We start from the raw sequence: 22,587 nt of genomic DNA on the forward strand, positions 1-22,587 counted from the left end.
CCACCGGCGGCGTGGAGACCATCCCATGGAAACCGAGATCCTTTCGGACGAAGAGCTGGTGGTGATCACCGGCTACAAAACCAGGGCGTGGCAGCGCCGCTGGCTAACAGAGAAAGGCTGGCACTTCGTCGAGAGCCGCGGAGGGCGCCCGCTCGTTGGCCGCCAATACGCCCGACAGAAGCTGAGCGGCGTGGTGATCGACACTGTGCCTGTCGCTGCAGCGCCGCCCCCGGCGCCAGCCTGGACCCCTGATTTCTCCCGAGTGAAGTGAAATGCGCCCAAGGAAGACCGAAAATCGCGACCTGCCACCTGGCATGTACCGTCGCAAGAGAAAGAAAGCCAGTGGCAAGGTGTGGGAAGCGCTGTACTACAGGGACAAGTCAGGCAAGGACATCTTCCTGGGGAACGACCTGGTGAAGGCAAAGCTGATGTGGGCAGAGCTTGAGGCCAAGTCGATCCCGAAAGAGCTAACCACGATGAAGGGGATCTTCGACGAGTACCTGGTGAAAATCATCCCAGGCAAGGCCGCCCGCACCCAGAAGGACAACATCTACGAGCTAAAGCAGCTGCGCATCGTGTTTGACTCGGCGCCGATCGACGCAGTAACACCTGCCATGATCGCGCAGTACCGCGACTCGCGGTCAGCGAAGACCAGGGCGAACAGGGAAATTGCCCTGCTCTCCCACGTATTTAACACGGCCAGGGAGTGGGGGCTCACTACCCGGGACAACCCGTGCCTGGGCGTGAGGAAGAACAAGGAGAAACCGCGCGACTTCTACGCCAACGAAACGGTGTGGCGGGCGGTGTATGAGGAAGCTCCACCGGAGCTGAAGGAGGCGATGGACCTGGCGTACCTGACTGGCCAACGGCCATCGGACGTGCTGTCCATGCGTAAAGACGATGTTGAGGGGGGCTACCTGCTGGTTAGCCAAGGCAAGACCGGCAAGCGACTAAGGATCGTCTTGGAGGTGGATGGGGTGAAGAACAGCTTGGGCCTTCTACTCGAGCACATCATCCACAGGACGAGCAAACACCTGTCGCCCTTCTTCATCCTCAATGAGAACGGCAAGCGCATGAGCTGGGGCATGCTACGCAACCGCTGGGCGGAGGCGAGAGAGGAAGCTAGGGTAAAGGCCTTGCTGGAGAAGAAGCCAGACCTGGCCAATCGAATAGCTCAGTTCCAGTTCCGGGACATCCGACCGAAGGCGGCATCGGAGATCAACGATCTGAGTGACGCCAGCGTGCTGCTGGGCCACTCGAAAGAGGGAATTACAGAGCGCGTTTACCGGCGCGTCGGCGCAATCGCCAAGCCTTCCAAGTGATCAAGTTTTGGGACTGCGTGTAATTTGTTTTGGGACTTCGGAAGTTTCCGGCGCACAAAGAAAAACCCCGCAGACCTAGATCTGCGGGGTTTCGAATAGTGGAGGCCGAGGTCGGAATCGAACCGGCGTAGACGGATTTGCAATCCGGAGCATAACCACTTTGCTACTCGGCCTCAAAGTCGGAGCCAGCTTTCGCTATCCCCTTGAAACCGCTGGGCTTTTTCAAGTCAGCTGCGTTTCGATGGACGCCATTATGTCGGCATTCGATGCACCTTGCAACCCCCTTGAAGAAAAAAATCTTCAAGGGGTTCAAGGTGTTAGCGCAGACGCCCGAGTTTGCTCCACAAGCCTACCAGGGTATTCTCCACCGCCCCACTGGCGGCCATGCCGATGCGCTCCGGCAGGCTCTTGCGCTCGGCGAAACGCAGGTGGAACACGTTGGCCTCGCGGGCGCTGCGGCTCAGGTACTCGTCGCTGGTGCCCAGCTCGTCGACCAGTTGGCGATTGAGCGCAGCGATGCCGAGCCAGACTTCGCCGGTCGCGACTTCATCGATGTGCAACTGCGGGCGGTAGCGGGCAACGAAGTCCTTGAACAGCTGGTGGGTGATGTCCAGGTCTTCCTGGAATTTCTCCCGGCCCTTGTCGGTGTTCTCGCCGAAAACGGTCAGGGTGCGCTTGTACTCGCCGGCGGTGAGCACTTCGAAATCGATATTGTGCTTCTTCAGCAAGCGGTTGACGTTGGGCATTTGCGCCACCACGCCGATCGAGCCCAGAACGGCGAACGGCGCGCTGACGATCTTCTCGCCAATGCACGCCATCATGTAGCCGCCGCTGGCGGCGACCTTGTCGATGCAGATGGTCAGCGGGATGCCGGCCTCGCGGATGCGCGCCAGCTGCGAGGCCGCCAGGCCATAGCTGTGCACCAGGCCACCGCCGCTCTCCAGGCGCAGCACCACCTCGTCACGCGGGGTGGCCAGGGTCAGCAGCGCGGTGATCTCGTTGCGCAGGCTCTCGGTGGCCGAGGCCTTGATGTCGCCGTCGAAATCAAGGACGAACACCCGGCGCTTGTCCTCAGGCTTTTTCTTCTGCTGTTTTTCCGCCTTGGCCTGCTGCTTGCGCACGGCCTTGAGCTGGGCCTTGTCGAGCAGGCCCGACTCCAGGCGCTCGCGCAGTTCCTTGTAGAACTCGTTGAGGCGGGTGACCTGCAGTTGCCCGCCCGGCTTGCGCCGCCCTTTGCCACGCAGGCCGGCGATGGCCGACAGCACCACCAGGATGGCGATCACCAGGGTGGCGGTTTTGGCGAGAAAGCTTGCGTATTCGGCAAGAAACTCCACAGTAGTCCTCGAAGCTCGGAATTAAAGGGTCATCGTACCGAAGCTTGTGACTGTTTGGTACGGTCTTGTGACATTCCGAAGCATATGCAGCACGGGTAGCAACGCCCATGGCCCCTGGCTTTCCGGGGTCTTTGTTGTGCGCCTGTTCGTGACTGCGCGGGCCCCACGGGGGGACTTGCGCGGGCTCTTAGTGACAGGTGGTCTCACGGAAATTTCTGTCAGATTCTCAAAGGGCTCCTGACGTATCCGCTACGACCTCTCCGACCAGCTCAGCGATCACCTCGCCATGGGCTGCGCCGTAAAGGACCGCAACGGTGCCTATAAGCTTCCAAGTGGCCTTGGAGGTCAACAGGGCCTTAAGGACGGCCAACCATGGGTTCTTGGTGGCCATAGCGGGCTCCTACGTTAAATGTGAGATTGAATGTGGGTCATTGCCCTGCGCTTCGCGTGCAGGAGCGTGATACAGGATGGGCTCAACTGAAGGTCCACTGTAGAAGTGGGCGCTCAGGTCAGCACACAAGGCCCGTAATGGGCCCTATGGATGCTGCTGGTGTTACGGCTTGACGACCACACGGGTAATCAGCGGGAAGCTTACGACCTCGACTTGCAGGCGCTCGGCAGGGTCTTCAGGGTTGGCCAGCTTGATCTTGACCTTGGCCTGAGCCATTACGTCAGCCACGCCGGTTACCTCGAAGTCCCAGCCCTGCACGCCCGCGTTACGGCTCGCAAGGACCTTCCACACATCGCCTTGTTGGTCATGGCGGAACGACAGCGAGGCGAACCCTTTGGGCAGCATGAAGACACCACGGTCCGACCCCGAGTAGAACTGGGTACGGCAGCCCAAGAGGTCCTCAATGGACTCAACGCCTGCACGCTGGGCAGCACGCTCAAGGGTCGCTTGCTCGGTCATGTGCATCAGCAGCACGAAGTCACCCAGCGAGTTACCGACCGATTGGTTGATGCTCATCGTCAGGGCGTCGATCCAGTCTTCAGCACGGACAGCCGGAGTGGTGCCCGCAATGGTGACCTCCTTGATCTCGGTGCTTGGGGACTTAATGAGGATGTCGGCGATGGTCGAGCCACAAGCCTTCTCGAAGTCGGCCAGCATCTTGTCCATCATCTGCGCCATGCCATTGCCGGTGAAGCCAGCGATAACGTGAGCATCCAGCAGGGTGAAGCGATGCGAGAAGAAGGCAGCGGTATTGGTCGGCTCGGTGAAAATGAAATCGCCCGCTACGGCCTCCCCTTTGGTCACCAGGGAGTGATCGTAGATCGACTGGCGCGGGTCGAACTCCACGTTGCGATTGACCATGTTGACCAGCTGCACAGAGGTCGGCTCGGTGCCCTTGGGTCGGAACTCGCAAGGGATCGCATCGACCGCGTTCTGGGCCCACTCGCCACCGTTGAAGAAGTCGTCGATGCCCTCAGCGATCGCCTGGGCGACCACACTGGAGTCGGTCAGAGGGGCGCTGGTGGATGCCTGGGAGCTGAACTGAACGTTGCCGCCATTACCCCACACGGCAGTCTCATAGCTGGTCGGGGCCTTGTAGCGGTCGCGCTGGTCGCGGTGATCGGTATTACGGTTGATTGCTTCGGACATGGTATTGGTCTCCTGAGATAGAAATTGAAGTGGTTACAGACCGTGGGCCTTAGTGGTTGTCGAGCCAGTTGCCGGTCGAGAAGCTGCTACGGCCATTTGCGGCACGGATCGCTTGACCCATCTCGCGGTGCTTACGCTCACGCTCTTCACGCTTGGCACGACGCCGCGCTACGGTAAGAGCATCCTCGGGCACGTACGATTTGAAGCGCTCGGCATGGGCCTTGGCCTCAGCCTGGAGTCGACTCTGTTCGGCCTTGGCGCGCGCTTGGCTGACCTGCACGGCACGGACCACGACAGGGAACGCATCGGCACTCAGGCCTGCATCGATGTACTGCTTAACGATGACCTCTTGGGCAGCCTTGTTGGTGCCTGCACCTGCGATCAGACCCGAGAGCATCACGCCCTCAGCGAAGGCACGGGTCACGGTCTGACCTTGAACTTCAACGGTCTCAGGGGTGACGTTTTGGATATTCAGTTTCACTGTGTTGGATCTCCTAAAGGGACCCATAGATCAAACCTTGCCGCATAGGCGCGCACGGAGACCAGAGACGAAGGAGTACGTCACTCCGGGGCCTCAAGGTTTGTCTATAGGTTCTGGGTTTCATTTGGGGATGTCAGGTCGGGTCGGCTTGATGAGCCTTGCGGGGACCTGATGCGAGCCGATGGCGGACGGCTACAGCGGTGTTACTACGGGGCTACAACGGTGATCGGTTGACTGCGGGTCAGCGGGATTCGCAAAGGGACCATCAGGACCGCATCGAGATGCATGGTAGTGGACGACACGAGCGACTCCACGAGGGCAGACAGACCGGGATGGCCGGCCTTCAGGTGCTCATATAGGGCCTCTACGTCCACGCCCTCATGACCCTTTGGGGCGATAGCTCGGCGGGCGTAGCGGTCACGCCAGATGGTGCGCAAGGTGACCAGCTTGGTTCGGATTGCCGGGGTCGTGAAGAACGCGTTGAGCTGCTCGGCGAAGGTCATTGCTGGCCCTCCCCTCGACGTGCCTTGCGTGGCAGGTCTGCGACAGTCATGGCTGCACTGCCCTCGCCTGTAATGTCCACGACGAAGCCGTCAGCGTCATGCACTGGGCGGACCATCTTGCGCTCAGCGTCCCACGCAAGGATGACCTCCCGCTTCGTCTTGAGCCATTCAAGGCCCTTGAGGGTCAGCTTGAATCCGTCAGGGTGGCCACCGTGGCTACGGCTGGCGCCTTTCTTGGCGTACCCCTTGTCGATGAACTGAGGGTGCGCCTCAATGATCACCGCTTGGCCTTCGACCGTTACGGGGCCAGTACGGCGCTTGATAGTGACCTTGCGCTCAAGGAACCACTCGCGGGTCACCTTGCACGGGACCTCGGCCATACGGCAGGCCTCATCGACCAGATAGCCGCGACCTGTGGTGCCCTTACGGGTGTGCTCTTTGTAGGCCGGGGCCATCATATCGACACGCGATTGGAGGTCGATCAGAGTGGCGGTAATGGCCTGAGAGGTGAACGCAGGGTTTGCTGCTTGCTCAAGTTCAATCCAGCGACCCACCACGGTATAACGCAGGGTAGTGTCATAGCCGGTGATGAGCGTGAAGACCATATGTCGGTTCAGGACCAGCATTCGGTATTGCTTGCCTCGGCTCTCAAAGGTGGCCTCAGTGGCTCCCTCAATTTGGCTCCTCAGATTTGAGGCGCGAGATTTCGAGACCAGCTCAATTGCTCGGTCAGCGTCACGCAGTACGTTGTCATGGCGCTTGCCTGTCATGGCTGCAATCTCAACGGTGGTCATGGTTACTTCATTGATGTTCATAGGCTGTCTGGTCCTTTTTGAGTGCTCCCTGAGTCTCACCCGTAGTCCGACCTCCAAGACCCAGACAGGGCATCGGACACGGCACAAGGAGCATTCAGAAAGGCTTGGAGTGATGGTGTGTAGGCCGTGAGGTGGCCGTAGAGGGAAGCGCACAGGGTGACGTATCGTCTCTCCCGTTATTGTGAGGGTTTTTAATTCCGTACTAATTGCGACCGGAACAGGTCAGCTGGTCACAACGGGTGGAGCTTCTAGCTGACCTTATTGACCCTCCCTGTTTACGTGAGGGCTTTTGACTAATTCTCATTTGAAGGGACCTAGACGGTGACCTCAAGGCCTCTCTTATGGCCTCACGGTGCGATCATGGTTTTAGGCTGTGGGGTCGGTGAAACCTTATACCTAAAGTCCGACACAAACGTGAGACCATAACAGAGGAACCTATAGCCTACTTAAAGAGGCTTTACGATAACTTAAAGTATTATTTCTTTTAAGATTTAATCTATAAAGAATAATAACTTAGAGTCATCTTTAATCTCTTATAGAGGTCTTTAAGTTAAAAGGCCCCTGTACTGTGCGATCAGTGATAGGAGGCCCAAACCTATCAAGGGTCATCAAGGCATACGCCAATCCGACAGAATCGCTACAGTGGACCCAGATGCTGGTCCCAGAGGTCCCCGTAGGGCTCTGCTTGGTGGTCGTATCGGTCTGGGTATGAGCCACTGTCCGGATACGCCTTGCCCGCAGAGGGCCACCTTTGAGGTGACCTTACGGCATCTTGTGGAGGGAAAGCCACGTTGGTGTGATCTCTCCCCGTTATTGTGAGGGTTTTAAATCTAAGCAGTCGCTGGTGCATCACGATCCTCTATAGCCTTGCGTGCACCCTCAGGTAGACGGTCGTAGAGGGCACTCAAAGCCTTAGGTCGAGCGATTCGGTCTTCGACAATGGCATTGACCAAGTCAAATAGAGAAATAGCTATCTCGGCCATATCTTCATCACTAAGCTTGCCCGGGTGTACAGCATTGTTACCTATGACCCTAACGACATCCAGTGCATTTCGAATGGGAATGGGCAATCCCTTTGCGACCAAGCTTGCAATGTCTGCATTTATATCTTTACCTTTTTCACCAAGCTCCGCGCAGAGCCGCTGCACAGAAAGACGCAACAAAGCTGCGGCCCCCCGGGGCGAGCAGGTTACGATATCCCTCGCCTCCATAAAGTCCTTAGCGACGGATTCTGGCATTTCCTCGTGTGGAAGCGGTGCAATGGATAGACTCGGGACCACCATTCGCCCGGAAATCGGCTCATTCGAATAGTTCCAATCAGTAACTTCCCAATATGTATCACGCCTGCAATGCTTACATCGCGCCAACTGAATCGCCGTTGTATTGCTGCCCTGATCGTCCCAAATGTTGCCCTTTGTAATTGTCCAATCAAAGGTGGCATATGCGTTACAAAAAGGACAATTAAAAGCTGTCACATGAAAAGCAGGAGCCACATACTTATGCACGTCATCACCTCTTAAAATATAGAACCACACCCTTAATTGCGCAATGTAGCTCCAACTTACGGTGAAACGCAACCATAGTGTTCATCGTACTAGGTTAATTGCCTCCGAGAGGCGTACCAAATTGACGCTCGCCGCGCCGCCATATAGGTCATAACTAATAGAACCTGACGAGTGCCCGAGGATCTCCTGAGCAACCCCTAAAGGCACACCGGCAGATTTTAAATCAGACGCCAGGGAGTGCCTCAGTGAATGAAAAGAACGCCCCTCCCCCGCCTTGATCCCCAGCACATCCCTCAGCATCTGATTGACCAACTGTTCGAAGCCGCTCTTGGACTGCGTAAAGAGGCGGCCTTGGGTCTGCGAGAGGACCTCAAGGTGACCCTCAGGAATGCCCAAGACGGGCACTGTACGGCGACTGAATGAGTTCTTCAGGGTCTTACCGTCCTTGTCATTGATATCCATGACCCACTGACCATCGCTCTTGTAAAGGTCAGCCCCAGTCAATTGGTGGATCTCACCGATGCGGGCCCCAGTGGCGACGCCCAGGGCGATTGCCAATGCTTTCCAGTCCGCCCCAAGGTTACCCAAGGCCCATTTGCGCAGGACCTCAAGGTGAGCCGTGGAGAACGCCTCACGGGAACTCTCAGCACCCTTAACGATGGTTAGTTTCTTGGAGTAGTCCGACGCAATCATGCCAGTTGCAACAGCCCAACTCAGGACAGACCCAACGTGTACGAGCAGCTTGTTCACCGTGGACGCCTTGCGGGTCTCCAATAGGGTCTCTCGCATCCCCACGAGGTCGGCCCGTGTATGGCTCCGCATGTCCTTGTCACCAAGGATGCCCGCAATGGTCTTGGTCGATGACCCGAAGTTCTTCAAGGTGGCATGCGCCATGTCAGCGCCACGCTCAGCCAAGTAGGCGCCCGCCAGGGTCTCAAAGGTAAAGCGCTGGGCACTTTCGTGGGTCAACGCGGAGTGACCAGACCCGGCATCAAAAACTACAGATGAGGCGACTTGCAGAGGACCTTCAGGTGATTTACAGATTGAGACAGGGACAGACGGCAAGTCCGCGCTCGGCTGCTTGAGGTCATTGAGTGCCTCCATAAGGCCCGACAGGTTACCGCTCAGTCGCCCCTGAGCGCCCCCCAGTACCTTGTAGGCTGCCGTAATAGCCTGTGCCTGTGGGTAGGTAAGCGGCATGGTCCGTGCGATCTCCTGAAGGTCCTCGCCAAGGTCAGACCATACGAGCCCCATAGAGTCCTCACCAGGCGACCACAAGGCATCCTCAGCGATTTCGACCAGTCGGCCTCTCAGCTCATCCCAAGTAGCCTCAGGGTTGTCGAGATGGAAGGTCTTCAGGGTCTGCATGAGATGCTTAGCGGTGGTCATGGCGTTAGGTCGGTTGGTGGTCTTGAGCGACAGCGTGCAGGAGGTGTGAGAGCCCCTGAGGCGGACCCGGAGATGATAACGACCTGAGCCCCTGCGATACACGTAGGGCAGTGCCAGTTGTGACACGTTGGGACGATTTGTGACAGCTTGATCAGGTAGCAGGATGGTCATTATGGGCTGAAGCCTTGTGTTGCTTGGCTTTACCCGAGATCAAGGACAGTTGGCAAGAAACTCCACATTGACTCCTTGATAAACCAGCGCCGCAAGGACGCGAACTGGATGCAAGCATACCGGGGCGCCAGAGCCGCTGCCAGCGGGTGAAAATGCTGGCAATACAGTTCAAACGACCTTTTCAAACGCTTGTATGTTTTTTCGTTGACAGCCCGCCTGGGGCAACCTAACCTCGCAGCAACCTCCAACCGGGCCGGACTTCAACGTGGGCAATCTCTACCTGATCCGACATGGCCAAGCCTCCTTTGGTGCCGCCGACTACGACGTCCTGTCGCCTGTGGGCGAGCGTCAGAGCCAGGCACTGGGTGAACACCTCGCCCAACTGGGCCTGCGCCTGGACCGCTGCGTGGCCGGCACCTTGCGCCGCCAGCAGGACACCGCCCGCCTGGCCCTGGACGCATTGCATGCCCATGGCAACCCGATCCCGGCCATTGAGACCGACCCGGCCTTCAACGAGTTCGACGCCGATGGCGTGATTCGCGCCCTGCTCCCGCGCCTGCTGCCTGAAGAGCCTGAAGCCCTGCATGTACTGCGCAACGGTGCCCAGCACCGCAGCGAGTTCCAGCGTCTGTTCGCCCTGATGGTGCAGCGCTGGCACGACGGCGACCACGACCACGACGATCGCCTGGAAACCTGGCAGTCTTTCAGCGGCCGGGTCGGCGATGGCCTGGGGCGCCTGCTAGACAGCGCTGCCAGCGGAGACAACATTGCCCTGTTCACTTCCGGCGGCACCATTGCCGCCCTGCTCCACCTGGCGAGCGGAATCACGCCGGCCCAGGCATTTACCCTGAACTGGCAGATCATCAACACGTCGCTAAGCCACCTGAAATTCCGGGGCCGCGACGTCACCCTGGCTTCCTTCAACAGCCAAGCCCATGTGCGGCTGTTGCGGTTGCCGGAGCTCGTCACCTACCGATGAGCCCGGTCTGTTGTGTCCTTGCGGACGCGAATATTACTTAACAAGGAATACACCATGAGCGATGTAGCTAAAGCCGTCGAGTCGATGAAGGCAAAATTCAACCCTGCAGCTGCCGCCGGCCTGGACCTGGTGTTCGGCTTCAACATCACCGACGAAGACAAGCACTACGCCCTGCTGGTCAAGGACGGCACCTGCGAGATCCAGGAAGGCGAGAACGCCGACGCCAACTGCACCCTGGTACTGGACAGCGAAACCCTCAAGGGTATCGTCAGCGGTGAGACCGACGGCATGCAGGCCTTCATGAGCGGCAAGCTGCGCGTCGAAGGCGACATGATGCTGTCGATGAAGCTCAGCGAGCTGTTCCCGGCCTGATCGGCGCGGTAGATCGCCAATGAAAAAGACCGAAGCCTGATGCGCTTCGGTTTTTTTTCGCCCGCGCAAAGCCTGCCCATCAGGGCCATTGATCGGCCGGCAACACCCAGGCCAATAAGCGTCTGGCACGCTTGTACCAGCTTCGACAGGAAATTAGATTAGCCAATAGTCCTTGCTATCGATCATAAGGAAATCGCATGACGCTCACCGACCAGTCCACCCAGGTACGCCCCGGCGAAGAACTCGACGCGGCCGTCATCGATCCGTACCTCAAGGGTCATATCGCCGGGCTGCAGGGTAGCCCGACCATCAGCCAGTTTCCGGGGGGCGCCTCGAACCTGACCTACCTGGTGGCCTACCCGGGCAAGGAATTCGTCCTGCGACGCCCGCCATTCGGCCACAAGGCCAAGTCGGCCCACGACATGGGCCGCGAGTTCCGCATCCTCAACCAGCTCAATGCCGGTTTCCCCTATTGCCCCAAGGCCTACGTGCACTGCACCGATGAAGCACTCATCGGCGGCGAGTTCTATGTGATGGAGCGAGTCAACGGCATCATCCTGCGCTCCGACATCCCCGCCGGACTCGACCTGGACGCCGACCGAACCGAGGCGCTGTGCAAAAGCTTCATCGATCGCCTGGTCGAGCTGCACCAGGTGGACTACCAGGCGTGCGGCCTGGCCGACCTGGGCAAACCGGAAGGTTACGTGCAGCGCCAGATCGAAGGCTGGGCCAGCCGCTATGAAAAAGCCCTGACCCCCGACGCACCTCGCTGGGAGCAGGTGATCGCATGGCTGCGCGAGAAGATGCCCGCCGACCACCCGCGCCCGGGCATCGTGCATAACGACTACCGTTTCGACAATGTCATCCTCGACAGCGCCAACCCGATGCGCATCATCGGCGTACTGGACTGGGAAATGGCCACCATCGGCGACCCGCTGATGGACCTGGGCAACAGCCTGGCCTACTGGATCGAGGCCGGCGACCCGGCGCCGGTGCAACTGATGCGCCGCCAACCGAGCAACGCACCGGGGATGCTGACCCGCAAGCAGTTTGTCGACTACTACGCCGAGCGCGCCGGCATTCGCATCGACAATTTCGACTTCTATTACTGCTATGGCCTGTTCCGCCTGGCAGGTATCGTCCAGCAGATCTACTACCGCTTCTTCCACGGCCAGACCCAGGACAAACGCTTCGCCCAGTTCATCCACATGAACAAGCTGCTGGAGCACATGAGCCTGCAACTGATCGGCAAATCCAGCCTGTAACCCGGCATACAACAAGGAATACCCGAATGTCCAAGACCCACCTGTTCGACCTCGACGGCAAGATCGCCTTCGTTTCCGGTGCCAGCCGTGGCATCGGTGAAGCCATTGCCCACCTGCTGGCCCAGCAGGGCGCCCATGTGATCGTCTCCAGCCGCAAACTCGACGGCTGCCAGCAGGTCGCCGAGGCGATCGTCGCCGCCGGCGGCAAGGCCACCGCGGTGGCCTGCCATATCGGCGAGATGGAGCAGATCCAGCAGGTGTTCGCCGGCATCCGCGAGCAGTTCGGGCGCCTCGACATCCTGGTCAATAACGCCGCCACCAACCCGCAGTTCTGCAACGTGCTGGACACTGACCTGGGCGCATTCCAGAAGACCGTCGACGTCAATATCCGCGGTTACTTCTTCATGTCGGTGGAAGCCGGCAAGCTGATGCGCGAGCACGGCGGTGGCAGCATCATCAATGTGGCCTCGATCAACGGAGTTTCACCGGGGCTGTTCCAGGGCATCTATTCGGTGACCAAGGCGGCCGTGATCAACATGACCAAGGTGTTTGCCAAGGAGTGCGCGCAGTTCGGTATCCGCTGCAACGCCCTGCTGCCCGGCCTGACCGACACCAAGTTCGCCTCGGCGCTGGTGAAGAACGACAGCATCCGCAATGCCGCGTTGCAGCAGATCCCGCTCAAGCGCGTGGCCGACCCGAGCGAAATGGCCGGGGCGGTGCTGTACCTGGCCAGCGACGCCTCCAGCTATACCACCGGCACCGCGCTCAATGTGGATGGCGGATTCCTGTCCTGAGTACACAGGTCCCTGGCTGAAATGGCGCGGATTTCGTGGGAGCGGGCTTGACCCGCGATTGCAATCGCGAACCTGTCGCGGGGCAAGCCCGCTCCCACGGCTCGCGTACGCGCCAAGCCTTTGACCTACCCTTTGACCGCCTGCAACGTATAGCTCAGCGGCAGCCGCCAGGGTGCCTCGATCAGGCGCCACTCGCCGTCATCGCCCAACGTCATCTGCCCAGGCAACGCCTCCCAGGGGATGCTCTGGTGCTCCTCCAGGGCGGTGATGCGCAGGCCATTGCGCAACAGCGCGGTGATCACCTCGCCGAGGCCATGGTTCCATTCATGGGTTTCGGTCTGCGTCAGGGCCTGCTCGGTATCGACGTAGGTCTGGTCGCTGATCCACACGGTCGGTGCCTCGCACTCGAAGTACGGATACTCCAGCTGCAAACGGTCCTCATGGTCTTCGTTGACCGCCATCAGCATCGGGTGGCCATCGCGCAGGAACAGGCGTCCGCCCGGCTTGAGCAATGCCGCCACCGCCTGCGCCCAGCGCTCGATGCTCGGCAGCCAGCACAACGCACCGATACCGGTGTAGACCAGATCGAAACCAGCGGCCGGCAGTACCTGAGCAGCCTGGTAGACGTCCGCCTCGACATAGGCAATGCCAGCGCCGCAACGTTCGGCCAGGTCACGCGCCTGGGCCAGCGAGGCGGCGGAGAAGTCCAGGCCACAGATATCCGCACCCAGGCGCGCCAGCGACAAGGTGTCGGTACCGATATGGCATTGCAGGTGCACCGTGCGCAGGCCATGGATATCGCCCAGGCGTGGCAGGTCGAAACGCACCACTTCGGACAGGTGGCCGGCTTCGGCGACAAAGCGTTCGACCTCGTAGTCCTTCGAAGCGGCGTGCAGCGGCGCCCGTTCATTCCAACTGGCGCGGTTGAGTTCCAATGATCGGCTCATGCGGCGCATCCCTGTCCTTTATAAGTCAGGCGCCACGTTAACCGGCGCCGCCGGGCGCGGCAACCGAGCTGTAAACCTCAAGTTGACAGCTCAGGTATACTGGCTGCCTCGCCCACGCCCAAGGATCCAGCACCCATGATGGAAAACAGCTTCGCCTTTCGCCTCAAGGAACTGCTCGAACACCACAAGCTGACCCTGCAGGCGGTGGGCACGGCCTTGGGGATCTCGCGCACGGCGGTGCACAAGTGGACCCGCGGCGGCGAGATCGACTACGCCAATCTGCGCAAGCTGGCCGACCTGCTCAAGGTCAACTGGATCTGGCTGCGCTATGGCGAAGAGGCCCTGCACAGCGTGCAGCAGGCCGAGGTGGTCGAGCTGCCGATGACCGACGTGCGTCGTCGCTACACCGCCGAGATAATGGAGAGCGAGACGCGCATGAAGCTGGCCCAGGAAGGTGCGCGCATCGTCACCTGGGAATGGAACCTGGTCACCGACGAAGTGACCTACTCGCCCAACGTCGAGGCGGTATATGGCTGGCCACTACGGCGCAATGAGGACTTCTGGGAGCACATCCATCCCGAGGACGCCAGCCACATGCAGGACATGTATGCCCAGGCCGTGGCTGACGGCACCGGTTGCGAGTGCGACTTTCGCATCACCCGCCCCGACGGCGACCAACGCTGGATCGCCTCGCGCGCCACGGTGCTGAGCGACAGTGCCGGGCGCCCGGTAAAGATGGTCGGCATCAGCATGGACAACACCGAGCGCAAGGTGGCCGAAGAGGAATTGCGCCAGAGCGAGGCGCGCTTTCGCACCATCTTCGAACTGGCCTGGGGCGCGCTGGCCTACATCGACCCGGATGGCAGCTGGCAGCGGGTCAACGGCAGCCTCTGCGAACTGCTGGGTTACCGTGAGGACGAGCTGTACGGCACGACGTTCCAGCAGCTCACCCATCCCGACGATCTGCCGGACAACCTGGCACTGCTGAGGCGCATGCTGGCCGGCGAGATCGAGCGCTACGAAGTGCAGAAGCGTGTGCGCCACAAGGACGGGCACTACCTCTGGGTGCGGGCACGCACCTCGCTGGAGCGCCGCGCCGACGGGCAGCCGGAGCATCTGATCAGCGTGTTCGAGGACATCGGCACCGAACGCGAGGCAAGCCCGCGTTCAATCTGATACCTGCCCAGCGTCCAAGCCTGGCAGGTACGGGTGAACGTCAGCGCTGGACGCCGTGCTGGATGACGATCGAGTCGGTGCCCAGCTTGGCCATCACTTCGGCCTTGCGCGCATCGGCCTCGACCTTGGCCGGGAACGGCCCCATCAGCACCACCGGCTTGCCGTCGCGGTATTCGACCCAGGACGGGATGCCCTTTTCGATCAGGCGTGCGGTCATGTCAGTCAGGGCGCCCATGTTCGGCCCCTGGATTACCTCCACGTCCCAGCCTTCCGGTGCCGGCTGGTCGGCCAGCGCCTCGGCGCGGCGCTGCAGGTCGGCGCCACCGCAGACTTCACGGATACGCAGGTTGTTGCCGGTCTCGTCGATGAGGATCTCGTACTGACCGTCGTGCTTGATCGCCACGTAGCTGCGATAAGGCTCGTACTGACCGGCGTCATCCTTGCCGCGCACCTGGCCACAGATGGAACCCTGGGTGTCGAAGCGCACGTTGGCGAACTTGGCCGTCTTGGGGTTGTTCAGGTGTTCGGCCACCTGCTTGTGCACGCCTTCGACCTCGTTGTTACAGCCCGCCAGGGCCAACACCGCCATTACCACCGCCAGTTTGCGCACGCCTGTACCTCCAGATTCGAAGGGGCGGATTCTAGCATGAGCGAACCGCTCGGCCGCAGGGATGAGGCGAAGGTGGAAAGTTGCAGCGTGTGTCAGCGCCCATGGAACGGCGGAAAGCAAAAAGGGCGATCCTTTCGGATCGCCCTCTTCTGATTTGGTAGGCACAATTGGACTCGAACCAACGACCCCCACCATGTCAAGGTGGTGCTCTAACCAACTGAGCTATGTGCCTGTCGTGTGGTGCGCATATTAGTGATCGACTGCGCACCTGTAAAGCGTTTTTTTCAAAAAAATCAAAAACTTTGCGAAATTTATCCGAACCGCCCCAGCGACCTGCGGGCAAGGCTTTCACCGGCCGATCTCGCATGCGGCTCGCCCGCTGGAAGCGACCAAAAGCAAAAAGGGCGATCCTTGCGGATCGCCCTCTTCTGATTTGGTAGGCACAATTGGACTCGAACCAACGACCCCCACCATGTCAAGGTGGTGCTCTAACCAACTGAGCTATGTGCCTGTCGTGTGGGGCGCATTCTACCCGATCCAGATACCCTGTCAACTGTTTTTTTCACGCTAAGCTACTGAATCTTAAACTATTTATAGAAAGGTCGAGCCTCAGGGGGGCGTAAAGGATTTTCACCGGACGACTAGCGGGTGTTTATTATTATTGATAGCATCGGTACATTCGTTAAAAATATAAAACACGAGGTCCCTCGAGCATGGCTAACACCCCCTACCCCCAGTCCTACTACGCCGCCTCGGCCAACCCGGTGCCGCCACGTCCGGCGCTGCAGGGTGAGGTGGAAACCGATGTATGCATCATCGGTGCCGGCTACACCGGCCTGTCCAGCGCCCTGTTCCTGCTGGAGAACGGCTTCAAGGTGAGCATCGTCGAGGCCGCCAAGGTCGGTTTCGGCGCGTCGGGCCGCAACGGTGGCCAGATCGTCAACAGCTATAGCCGCGACATCGATGTCATCGAGCGCACCGTCGGCCCCAAGCAGGCGCAACTGCTCGGTCAGATGGCCTTCGAGGGCGGGCGCATCATCCGTGAGCGCGTGGCCAAGTACGACATCCAGTGCGACCTGAAGGACGGCGGCGTGTTCGCCGCGCTGACCAGCAAGCAGATGGGCCACCTGGAATCGCAAAAACGCCTGTGGGAACGCTTCGGCCACAATCAGCTGGAGCTGATGGACCAGAAGCGCATCCGCGAAGTGGTGGCCTGCGACAGCTATATAGGCGGCATGCTCGACATGAGCGGCGGCCACATCCACCCGCTGAACCTGGCCCTGGGCGAAGCCGCCGCGGTCGAGTCGCTGGGTGGCATCATCTATGAGCAAACCCCGGCCGTGCGCATCGAGCGTGGCGCCAACCCGGTGGTGCACACCCCGCAGGGCAAGGTGCGCGCCAAATTCATCATCGTCGCCGGCAACGCCTACCTGGGCAACCTGGTACCGGAGCTGGCTGCCAAGTCGATGCCCTGCGGCACACAGGTGATCACCACCGAGCCGCTGGGCGAGGAACTGGCCCGCACCCTGCTGCCGCAGGACTACTGCGTCGAGGACTGCAACTACCTGCTCGATTACTACCGCCTGACCAGCGACAAGCGCCTGATCTTCGGCGGTGGCGTGGTGTACGGTGCCCGTGACCCGGCAAATATCGAGGCGATCATCCGCCCGAAGATGCTCAAGGCCTTCCCGCAGCTCAAGGACGTCAAGATCGACTACGCCTGGACCGGCAACTTCCTGCTGACCCTGTCGCGCCTGCCGCAGGTCGGCCGCATCGGCGACAACATCTACTACTCGCAGGGTTGCTCGGGCCACGGCGTCACCTATACCCACCTGGCCGGCAAGGTCTTGGCCGAGGCCCTGCGCGGCCAGGCCGAGCGCTTCGACGCGTTCGCCGGCCTGCCGCACTACCCGTTCCCGGGTGGCCAGATGCTGCGTGTGCCGTTCAGCGCCATCGGTGCCTGGTACTACAGCCTGCGCGATCGCCTGGGCTTCTGATGTAAAGCCATCGCGGGGCAAGCCCGCTCCCACGAGGCCATCTTGTGGGAGCGGGCTTGCCCCGCGATCATTTCAGCCTCACCGTCCGAGGCTGATGACAGCCTGCTTCGCCGCGATCTCCTGTCCCGAACGGGCCAGTTCATCCGCTGCCTGCAGCCAGCGCTGGCGATCCACCTGGGCCGGCAACTGTCGCGGCGATTGCACCAGCACCGCCCAACGACCCTCCTTGCCCCACGCCGACTCGAAATCGTCGAAAGCCATCAACTGGCGCCGGTGCATGCCCGAGCGCAGCAATACCCGCTGCTTGTAGCGGTCATAGCCGATCAGCACGGCATAACGCGGCTCGCTCCACCACGCCGAACCTTCCTGATAACGCAGCAGCACCGGGTAACCGGCCGCCACCTGGGCGAGCAAGGCATCCAGGTGTTTGTCCAGCGGGTAGACGACCCTGCCGTATTCACGGGCAACCCGAGGAATGCCGCTTTCCAGGGACTCGGAGGCAGCAGGCAGGCCCAACGACTTGTCGAGCAGGCCCGGCGTGATCGGTGCGCTTTGCTGCGACAGCACGGCGGCCAGGGCCATCGCGCCACTGTGGTTGGCGTTGCCGCCGTAGAAGGGAACGCTGCTGATCTCGACCCGCTGCGGCAGGCCCTTGAGCGCGGCCGGTGGCGTGCCGGCGCAGCCGGAGAGGGTCGCCGCCACCAGGCAGGCGGCCAGCAGGCGACGTGGGCCCTGGGCCCGAAACTTGGAGAGCTTTTGCAACGTGGACACTCGCTTGTTCCGCGGCCAGGCAGGCAGCGCCCGGCCAAGAAGCCGATCATAGGACGCCGGCGCCTGCGGGTATAGCCCGATGCGGGCTTGGAACGAAACGGCCCAAGGACTAGACCTTCGGTCAATGGAACGTCACAGCCGACAGGCTAGACTAAAGCAGTGTCTGGATGGCGAGCTTGGCTTGCCAGAGAGAAGGAGGCACGCATGAGCCTGACAATGGCGATTCTAATGCTGGTCGGCATGTGGCTGAGCGTCGCAGCCGCCATGCTCTGGGGCGTACTGCGCATCGTGCGCCGGCATGCACACCCACATCACCTGCCCCCTCAGGCCCTGGTCAAACCACAACCTGTGCGCCGTGCGCGTCGGCATGCCGGGGCCCATTGAGCTGAAGCTTTCCTGAAACGCATCGAGGGGCCAGCCCGCCGCCACAAGCAACATGTCTTGTGGCGGCGGGCTGGCCCCTCGATGGTTCACACCAGGTCAGCCCTCGGCAGCCTCACGCTTCAAGCGCGCCCGGCGGGCCATGATGTTGAGGATCTCGATCGCGGTCGAGAACGCCATGGCAGCGTACACGTAGCCCTTCGGCACATGGGCGCCGAAGCCTTCGGCGATCAGGGTCATGCCGATCATGATCAGGAAGCCCAGGGCCAGCATCACCACGGTCGGGTTGTCGTTGATGAACTTGGCCAGCGGATCAGCGGCCACCAGCATCACGATCACGGCGCTGATCACGGCGATGATCATGATCGGCAGGTGCTCGGTCATGCCCACGGCGGTGATGATGCTGTCGATCGAGAAGACGATGTCCAGCAGCAGGATCTGGAAGATCGCCGCAGTGAAACCGATGGTCACGACGTGGCCGGCCTTGGACTCTTCCTTGGCGCCATGTGGGTCGACACTTTCATGGATCTCCTTGGTCGCCTTCCACAGCAGGAACAGGCCACCGGCAATGAGGATCATGTCCTTCCACGAGAACGTGTGGCCGAACACCTCGACCACCGGCTCGGTCAGCTGGACGATCCAGGCCACGGTGCTGAGCAGCGCCAGGCGCATGACCAGGGCCATGCTGATACCGATGCGCCGCGCCTTGGAACGATAGGCCTCGGGCAGCTTGTTGGTGAGGATGGAGATGAAGATCAGGTTGTCGATGCCCAGCACAACCTCCATGGCCACCAGGGTGGCGAGGGCTACCCAGGCGGTGGGGCTTGCGGCGAGTTCCAGCAAATATTCCATTGGTCAGTCCTGCTCTCAGATGTCCTGGGTGTCTTTCTTGTCGTCTTCGGCCTTGGCTTTCTCGCCATCGCCACCGATGGCGTCGCTCAAGGCCTGCTGGGCGGCGTCATTGGTCTTGTCGATGGCCTGCTTGGCCGTTTCAGCCGCCTGGTCAAGCATCTGCTGGGCGGATTTCTCGGCCTGGTCGCAGCCGGACATGGCAAACAGGGCCAGTGCCAGTACCAGCTGTGTGCCAATGGATTTGAGTTGTAGCATGAGGTCCTCGCTTGTCGAATGCCGGGCGGCGCGTCATGCGCCTGATGGGGTGGCATTCTAGAGGGGCTGAAACATCCGGAAAATTCGTATTTTCAGCGTGTATACTTCGGTTTTCCCGAATCGAGGCAGGCATGCTCAACTATCGCCAGCTCCACTATTTCTGGGCGGTGGCCAAGACCGGCAGTATCGCCCGCGCCAGCGAACAGCTCAACCTGACGCCGCAGACCATCAGTGGCCAGATCAGCCTGTTCGAGCAGACCTGGAATCTGGAGCTGTTCCAGCGCGTCGGGCGCCAGCTGGAACTGACCGAGACCGGGCGCCAGGCCCTGGCCTACGCCGAGCAGATGTTCCAGATCGGCGGCGAGCTGGAGGCCATGCTGCGCGCCGGGCCGCAGGAGCAGATCCTGTTTCGCGTGGGGGTGGCCGATGTGGTGCCCAAGTCCATCGTCTATCGCCTGCTGGCACCTACCATGGAGCTGGAGGAGGTATTGCGCATCAATTGCCGCGAGGACAAGCTCGAGCGCCTGCTCGCGGACCTGGCGATCCAGCGCCTGGACCTGGTGATTTCCGACAGCCCCATGCCCAGCCACCTGGGCATCAAGGGCTACAGCCAGAAGCTCGGTGAGTGCGGCCTGAGCTTTTTTGCCACACAGGCATTGGCCGAGCGCCTTGATCGCCCCTTCCCCGCCTGCCTGGACGACGCGCCGCTGTTGATCCCAGGCCAGGAAACCGTGCTGCGCAGCCGCCTGTTGCGCTGGCTGGCCGAGCAGCAGGTACAGCCGCGGATCGTCGGCGAATTCGACGACAGCGCGCTGATGCAGGCCTTCGGCCAATCAGGCAGCGGCATCTTCGTGGCCCCCAGCGTGATCGCCGAGGAGGTCTGCCGCCAGTACGGCGTGCGCCTGATCGGCCAGACCGAGGCGGTGAACGAGTCGTTCTACGCCATATCGGTGGAGCGCAAGGTCAAGCACCCGGGGATCCTGGCGATCACCGAAGGCGCGCGGCGGGAGTTGTTTCACTGGTAGGTCCGCGCCTACAGGAGCCAGCGCGGTCTGTGGTAAAGTCGCGCGCTTTCACGTAACTGGATTGCGCTGCACATGACCCCCATCCTCCGCCTCATCAACCGCACCGGCCTGGTGACGCAGATCTGCATCGGCCTGGTGGCCGGCATTGCCCTGGCCCTGCTCGCCCCCGCCGTGGCCCGCGAGCTGGGGTTCCTCGGCAAGGTCTTCGTCAGCGCCCTGAAGGCCGTGGCGCCGATCCTGGTGTTCATCCTGGTGATGGCCTCGATCGCCAACCATCGCCATGGCCAGGAAACCCATATCCGCCCGATCCTCTGGCTGTACCTGCTGGGCACCTTCGCCGCCGCCGCAGTGGCCGTGGTGGCCAGCATGCTGTTCCCGTCGAACCTGGTGCTGAGCACCGGAGAGGCCACGCTGAGCGCGCCCGGCGGCATCACCGAGGTGCTGCAGAACCTGTTGCTCAGCGCCGTCGACAACCCGATAAACGCACTGCTCAATGCCAACTTCATCGGCGTGCTGACCTGGGCCATCGGCCTGGGCGTGGCCCTACGCCATGCCGGTGACACCACCCGCACCGTGGTCGAGGACCTGTCCAACGGCGTGACCCTGATCGTGCGCGTGGTGATCCGCTTCGCCCCGCTGGGCATCTTCGGCCTGGTCAGCGCCACCCTGGCGCAGTCGGGGCTGGACGCACTGCTTGGCTACCTGCACCTGCTGGCCGTGCTGATCGGCTGCATGCTGTTCGTGGCGCTGGTGATGAACCCGCTGATCGTATTCTGGAAGATCCGCCGCAACCCCTACCCGCTGACCCTGCTGTGCCTGCGCGAGAGCGGTATTACCGCGTTCTTCACCCGCAGTTCAGCGGCAAACATCCCGGTCAACCTGGCACTGTCGGAGAAACTCGGCCTGCACGAGGACACCTATTCGGTGTCGATCCCGCTGGGCGCGACCATCAACATGGCCGGTGCGGCAACCACCATCACCGTGCTCACCCTGGCCGCCGTGCACACCCTGGGCATCCCCGTCGACCTGCCGACCGCAGTGCTGCTCAGCGTGGTGGCCGCGGTCTGCGCCTGCGGTGCCTCGGGCGTGGCCGGTGGCTCGCTGCTGCTGATCCCGCTGGCCTGCAGCCTGTTCGGCATCCCCAGCGAGATCGCCATGCAGGTGGTGGCGGTCGGCTTCATCATCGGCGTGCTGCAGGATTCGGCCGAGACCGCGCTGAACTCCTCGACCGACGTGCTGTTCACCGCCGCGGCCTGCCAGGCCATGGAACGGCCCAGCACCTGAAGCCCCAGCCGTGCCAGCTCCCACGCCGGGGAGCTGGCTTGCCAGCGACGCCAGCGGTGATTGCTTAAGCCTGGCGCTTTACCTAGGCTAGTGGCCTTTTCCTCGCAATGAGACAGGGCCATGTCAGAACACGAAACCACCGGCGAAGGCCGTTTCAACAGCATCGAGATTCGCGTGCTCGGCTCACTGATCGAGAAACAGGCCACCAGCCCGGAAACCTACCCCCTGACCCTCAATGCCCTGGTCCTGGCCTGCAACCAGAAGACCAGCCGTGAACCGGTGATGAACCTCTCCCCCGGCCAGGTCGGCCAGGCCCTGCGCGCCCTGGAGAACCAGGAAATGGCCCGTCTGCAGATGGGCAGCCGCGCCGACCGTTGGGAACAGCGGGTGGACAAGGGCCTGGAGCTGGTGCCGGCGCAGCTGGTGTTGATGGGCTTGATGTTCCTGCGTGGCCCCCAGACCCTCAGCGAACTGCTGACCCGCAGCAACCGCCTGCATGAATTCGAGGATGTCGATCAGGTCCAGCACCAGCTCGAGCGCCTGGTCTCGCGGGGCCTGGCCTTGCACCTGCCACGCCAGGCCGGCCAGCGCGAAGACCGCTACACCCACGCCCTGGGCGACCCGGCCGAGATCGAGGCGATCCTCGCTGCCCGTCAGCAGGAAGGCGGCACGCGCGCCAGCGCGGCAGACGAGCGCATCGAGGCGCTGGAAGCACGGGTGGCGGCGCTGGAGGCGCGCCTGGCCCAGCTCGAAGGTTGA

At 61.3% G+C, this 22,587-nt stretch carries 24 protein-coding genes and 3 tRNA genes; 12 read left to right on the forward strand and 15 right to left on the reverse strand.

Going from position 1 to position 22,587, the window contains the following annotated elements; genetic code table 11:
• Positions 1 to 25: 25 nt before the first annotated feature.
• Both DFS21_RS19895 and DFS21_RS19900 read left to right on the forward strand, forming a co-directional pair.
• On the forward strand, positions 26 to 271 hold the full coding sequence (locus DFS21_RS19895; RefSeq protein ID WP_111532962.1) for a DUF4224 domain-containing protein: 246 nt from the start codon (positions 26 to 28) through the stop codon (positions 269 to 271).
• Position 272: 1 nt separating this feature from the next.
• On the forward strand, positions 273 to 1,322 hold the full coding sequence (locus tag DFS21_RS19900; RefSeq protein WP_111532963.1) for a site-specific integrase: 1,050 nt from the start codon (positions 273 to 275) through the stop codon (positions 1,320 to 1,322).
• A gap of 99 nt (positions 1,323 to 1,421) precedes the next feature.
• Here the strand turns inward: DFS21_RS19900 and DFS21_RS19905 are convergent.
• The 8 genes from DFS21_RS19905 to DFS21_RS19940 all read right to left on the reverse strand — a co-directional run bounded on the left by DFS21_RS19905 (position 1,422) and on the right by DFS21_RS19940 (position 8,949).
• Positions 1,422 to 1,495: transfer RNA gene (locus DFS21_RS19905), tRNA-Cys, on the reverse strand.
• A gap of 144 nt (positions 1,496 to 1,639) precedes the next feature.
• Positions 1,640 to 2,656 (reverse strand): protease SohB, encoded by a 1,017-nt coding sequence (sohB, locus tag DFS21_RS19910; RefSeq protein WP_110698510.1) that lies wholly within the window; start codon positions 2,654 to 2,656, stop codon positions 1,640 to 1,642.
• A gap of 553 nt (positions 2,657 to 3,209) precedes the next feature.
• On the reverse strand, positions 3,210 to 4,256 hold the full coding sequence (locus DFS21_RS19915; protein WP_111532964.1) for a hypothetical protein: 1,047 nt from the start codon (positions 4,254 to 4,256) through the stop codon (positions 3,210 to 3,212).
• A 49-nt stretch (positions 4,257 to 4,305) separates the two neighbouring features.
• Positions 4,306 to 4,737 carry a hypothetical protein gene (locus DFS21_RS19920; RefSeq protein WP_111532965.1) on the reverse strand — a complete coding sequence of 144 codons (432 nt, stop codon included), beginning with the start codon at positions 4,735 to 4,737 and terminating at the stop codon, positions 4,306 to 4,308.
• Between the two features lie 206 nt (positions 4,738 to 4,943).
• Positions 4,944 to 5,240 carry a hypothetical protein gene (locus DFS21_RS19925; RefSeq protein WP_111532966.1) on the reverse strand — a complete coding sequence of 99 codons (297 nt, stop codon included), beginning with the start codon at positions 5,238 to 5,240 and terminating at the stop codon, positions 4,944 to 4,946.
• Positions 5,237 to 6,055 (reverse strand): Rha family transcriptional regulator, encoded by an 819-nt coding sequence (locus DFS21_RS19930; RefSeq protein ID WP_111532967.1) that lies wholly within the window; start codon positions 6,053 to 6,055, stop codon positions 5,237 to 5,239. The genes DFS21_RS19925 and DFS21_RS19930 overlap by 4 nt, the downstream gene beginning before the upstream one ends.
• Positions 6,056 to 6,885: 830 nt before the next feature.
• Complete coding sequence (locus DFS21_RS27035; RefSeq protein ID WP_256591457.1) at positions 6,886 to 7,632, reverse strand: DUF4145 domain-containing protein; 747 nt, start codon at positions 7,630 to 7,632, stop codon at positions 6,886 to 6,888.
• Between the two features lie 9 nt (positions 7,633 to 7,641).
• Entirely contained in the window at positions 7,642 to 8,949 is a 1,308-nt protein-coding gene (locus DFS21_RS19940) for a tyrosine-type recombinase/integrase (RefSeq protein WP_111532969.1), read from the reverse strand.
• Positions 8,950 to 9,385: 436 nt separating this feature from the next.
• Here DFS21_RS19940 and DFS21_RS19945 point away from each other — a divergent pair, with 436 nt between their 5' ends.
• The 4 genes from DFS21_RS19945 to DFS21_RS19960 all read left to right on the forward strand — a co-directional run bounded on the left by DFS21_RS19945 (position 9,386) and on the right by DFS21_RS19960 (position 12,530).
• On the forward strand, positions 9,386 to 10,099 hold the full coding sequence (locus DFS21_RS19945; protein WP_111532970.1) for a histidine phosphatase family protein: 714 nt from the start codon (positions 9,386 to 9,388) through the stop codon (positions 10,097 to 10,099).
• Positions 10,100 to 10,153: 54 nt separating this feature from the next.
• Entirely contained in the window at positions 10,154 to 10,471 is a 318-nt protein-coding gene (locus DFS21_RS19950) for an SCP2 sterol-binding domain-containing protein (RefSeq protein WP_111532971.1), read from the forward strand.
• 197 nt (positions 10,472 to 10,668) lie between these two features.
• Positions 10,669 to 11,736: a phosphotransferase family protein gene (locus tag DFS21_RS19955; protein WP_111532972.1), complete on the forward strand. Its 1,068-nt coding sequence runs from the start codon at positions 10,669 to 10,671 to the stop codon at positions 11,734 to 11,736.
• A 26-nt stretch (positions 11,737 to 11,762) separates the two neighbouring features.
• Positions 11,763 to 12,530: an SDR family oxidoreductase gene (locus DFS21_RS19960; RefSeq protein WP_046856224.1), complete on the forward strand. Its 768-nt coding sequence runs from the start codon at positions 11,763 to 11,765 to the stop codon at positions 12,528 to 12,530.
• A 125-nt stretch (positions 12,531 to 12,655) separates the two neighbouring features.
• On the opposite strand, the gene DFS21_RS19965 is transcribed toward DFS21_RS19960, so the two are convergent.
• Positions 12,656 to 13,477, reverse strand: coding sequence for a bifunctional 2-polyprenyl-6-hydroxyphenol methylase/3-demethylubiquinol 3-O-methyltransferase UbiG (locus DFS21_RS19965; RefSeq protein ID WP_110699137.1), 822 nt, complete (start codon positions 13,475 to 13,477; stop codon positions 12,656 to 12,658).
• A gap of 135 nt (positions 13,478 to 13,612) precedes the next feature.
• Here DFS21_RS19965 and DFS21_RS19970 point away from each other — a divergent pair, with 135 nt between their 5' ends.
• On the forward strand, positions 13,613 to 14,653 hold the full coding sequence (locus DFS21_RS19970) for a helix-turn-helix transcriptional regulator (protein WP_102683327.1): 1,041 nt from the start codon (positions 13,613 to 13,615) through the stop codon (positions 14,651 to 14,653).
• A gap of 40 nt (positions 14,654 to 14,693) precedes the next feature.
• Here DFS21_RS19970 and DFS21_RS19975 read toward each other — a convergent pair whose 3' ends face one another.
• The 3 genes from DFS21_RS19975 to DFS21_RS19985 form a co-directional block, all read right to left on the reverse strand.
• Positions 14,694 to 15,263 carry an SPOR domain-containing protein gene (locus DFS21_RS19975; RefSeq protein ID WP_102683328.1) on the reverse strand — a complete coding sequence of 190 codons (570 nt, stop codon included), beginning with the start codon at positions 15,261 to 15,263 and terminating at the stop codon, positions 14,694 to 14,696.
• A gap of 155 nt (positions 15,264 to 15,418) precedes the next feature.
• Positions 15,419 to 15,495, reverse strand: a tRNA-Val gene (locus DFS21_RS19980).
• 202 nt (positions 15,496 to 15,697) lie between these two features.
• A tRNA-Val gene (locus DFS21_RS19985) sits at positions 15,698 to 15,774 on the reverse strand.
• 202 nt (positions 15,775 to 15,976) lie between these two features.
• Between DFS21_RS19985 and DFS21_RS19990 the strand changes: the two genes are divergently transcribed.
• On the forward strand, positions 15,977 to 17,260 hold the full coding sequence (locus DFS21_RS19990; protein ID WP_046856227.1) for an FAD-binding oxidoreductase: 1,284 nt from the start codon (positions 15,977 to 15,979) through the stop codon (positions 17,258 to 17,260).
• A 78-nt stretch (positions 17,261 to 17,338) separates the two neighbouring features.
• Here the strand turns inward: DFS21_RS19990 and DFS21_RS19995 are convergent, their stop codons facing one another.
• Positions 17,339 to 18,031 (reverse strand): peptidase C39 family protein, encoded by a 693-nt coding sequence (locus DFS21_RS19995; protein WP_178082043.1) that lies wholly within the window; start codon positions 18,029 to 18,031, stop codon positions 17,339 to 17,341.
• Positions 18,032 to 18,235: 204 nt separating this feature from the next.
• On the opposite strand from DFS21_RS19995, the gene DFS21_RS20000 reads away from it, so the two are divergent.
• Positions 18,236 to 18,415 carry a hypothetical protein gene (locus DFS21_RS20000; protein WP_081941225.1) on the forward strand — a complete coding sequence of 60 codons (180 nt, stop codon included), beginning with the start codon at positions 18,236 to 18,238 and terminating at the stop codon, positions 18,413 to 18,415.
• 96 nt (positions 18,416 to 18,511) lie between these two features.
• On the opposite strand, the gene DFS21_RS20005 is transcribed toward DFS21_RS20000, so the two are convergent.
• Positions 18,512 to 19,264, reverse strand: a complete 753-nt coding sequence (locus DFS21_RS20005) for a TerC family protein (protein ID WP_102683332.1) — start codon at positions 19,262 to 19,264, stop codon at positions 18,512 to 18,514.
• A gap of 15 nt (positions 19,265 to 19,279) precedes the next feature.
• On the reverse strand, positions 19,280 to 19,519 hold the full coding sequence (locus DFS21_RS20010; RefSeq protein WP_111532974.1) for a hypothetical protein: 240 nt from the start codon (positions 19,517 to 19,519) through the stop codon (positions 19,280 to 19,282).
• 131 nt (positions 19,520 to 19,650) lie between these two features.
• Between DFS21_RS20010 and nhaR the strand changes: the two genes are divergently transcribed.
• The 3 genes from nhaR (at position 19,651) to DFS21_RS20025 (ending at position 22,587) form a co-directional block, all read left to right on the forward strand.
• On the forward strand, positions 19,651 to 20,544 hold the full coding sequence (gene nhaR / locus DFS21_RS20015; RefSeq protein ID WP_110698522.1) for a transcriptional activator NhaR: 894 nt from the start codon (positions 19,651 to 19,653) through the stop codon (positions 20,542 to 20,544).
• Positions 20,545 to 20,616: 72 nt separating this feature from the next.
• Positions 20,617 to 21,828, forward strand: a complete 1,212-nt coding sequence (gene sstT, locus DFS21_RS20020; protein WP_110698525.1) for a serine/threonine transporter SstT — start codon at positions 20,617 to 20,619, stop codon at positions 21,826 to 21,828.
• A gap of 120 nt (positions 21,829 to 21,948) precedes the next feature.
• Positions 21,949 to 22,587 (forward strand): YceH family protein, encoded by a 639-nt coding sequence (locus tag DFS21_RS20025; RefSeq protein ID WP_110698527.1) that lies wholly within the window; start codon positions 21,949 to 21,951, stop codon positions 22,585 to 22,587.

Origin of the sequence: Pseudomonas sp. 2848 (genome assembly GCF_003253945.1) — a bacterium.
In the GTDB taxonomy this organism is placed as follows: domain Bacteria; phylum Pseudomonadota; class Gammaproteobacteria; order Pseudomonadales; family Pseudomonadaceae; genus Aquipseudomonas.

Bases quoted from the DNA above. Each gene is read 5' to 3' on its own strand.
- DFS21_RS19915 (WP_111532964.1), bottom strand. From the start codon at position 4,256: ATGTCCGAAGCAATCAACCGTAATACCGATCACCGCGACCAGCGCGAC.
- DFS21_RS19900 (WP_111532963.1), top strand. From the start codon at position 273: ATGCGCCCAAGGAAGACCGAAAATCGCGACCTGCCACCTGGCATGTAC.
- DFS21_RS20005 (WP_102683332.1), bottom strand. From the start codon at position 19,264: ATGGAATATTTGCTGGAACTCGCCGCAAGCCCCACCGCCTGGGTAGCC.
- DFS21_RS19895 (WP_111532962.1), top strand. From the start codon at position 26: ATGGAAACCGAGATCCTTTCGGACGAAGAGCTGGTGGTGATCACCGGC.
- DFS21_RS19960 (WP_046856224.1), top strand. From the start codon at position 11,763: ATGTCCAAGACCCACCTGTTCGACCTCGACGGCAAGATCGCCTTCGTT.
- DFS21_RS19965 (WP_110699137.1), bottom strand. From the start codon at position 13,477: ATGAGCCGATCATTGGAACTCAACCGCGCCAGTTGGAATGAACGGGCG.
- DFS21_RS19925 (WP_111532966.1), bottom strand. From the start codon at position 5,240: ATGACCTTCGCCGAGCAGCTCAACGCGTTCTTCACGACCCCGGCAATC.
- nhaR (WP_110698522.1), top strand. From the start codon at position 19,651: ATGCTCAACTATCGCCAGCTCCACTATTTCTGGGCGGTGGCCAAGACC.
- DFS21_RS19955 (WP_111532972.1), top strand. From the start codon at position 10,669: ATGACGCTCACCGACCAGTCCACCCAGGTACGCCCCGGCGAAGAACTC.
- DFS21_RS20010 (WP_111532974.1), bottom strand. From the start codon at position 19,519: ATGCTACAACTCAAATCCATTGGCACACAGCTGGTACTGGCACTGGCC.
- DFS21_RS19990 (WP_046856227.1), top strand. From the start codon at position 15,977: ATGGCTAACACCCCCTACCCCCAGTCCTACTACGCCGCCTCGGCCAAC.
- DFS21_RS20000 (WP_081941225.1), top strand. From the start codon at position 18,236: ATGAGCCTGACAATGGCGATTCTAATGCTGGTCGGCATGTGGCTGAGC.
- DFS21_RS19930 (WP_111532967.1), bottom strand. From the start codon at position 6,055: ATGAACATCAATGAAGTAACCATGACCACCGTTGAGATTGCAGCCATG.
- DFS21_RS19940 (WP_111532969.1), bottom strand. From the start codon at position 8,949: ATGACCACCGCTAAGCATCTCATGCAGACCCTGAAGACCTTCCATCTC.
- sstT (WP_110698525.1), top strand. From the start codon at position 20,617: ATGACCCCCATCCTCCGCCTCATCAACCGCACCGGCCTGGTGACGCAG.
- DFS21_RS19950 (WP_111532971.1), top strand. From the start codon at position 10,154: ATGAGCGATGTAGCTAAAGCCGTCGAGTCGATGAAGGCAAAATTCAAC.
- DFS21_RS20025 (WP_110698527.1), top strand. From the start codon at position 21,949: ATGTCAGAACACGAAACCACCGGCGAAGGCCGTTTCAACAGCATCGAG.
- DFS21_RS19970 (WP_102683327.1), top strand. From the start codon at position 13,613: ATGATGGAAAACAGCTTCGCCTTTCGCCTCAAGGAACTGCTCGAACAC.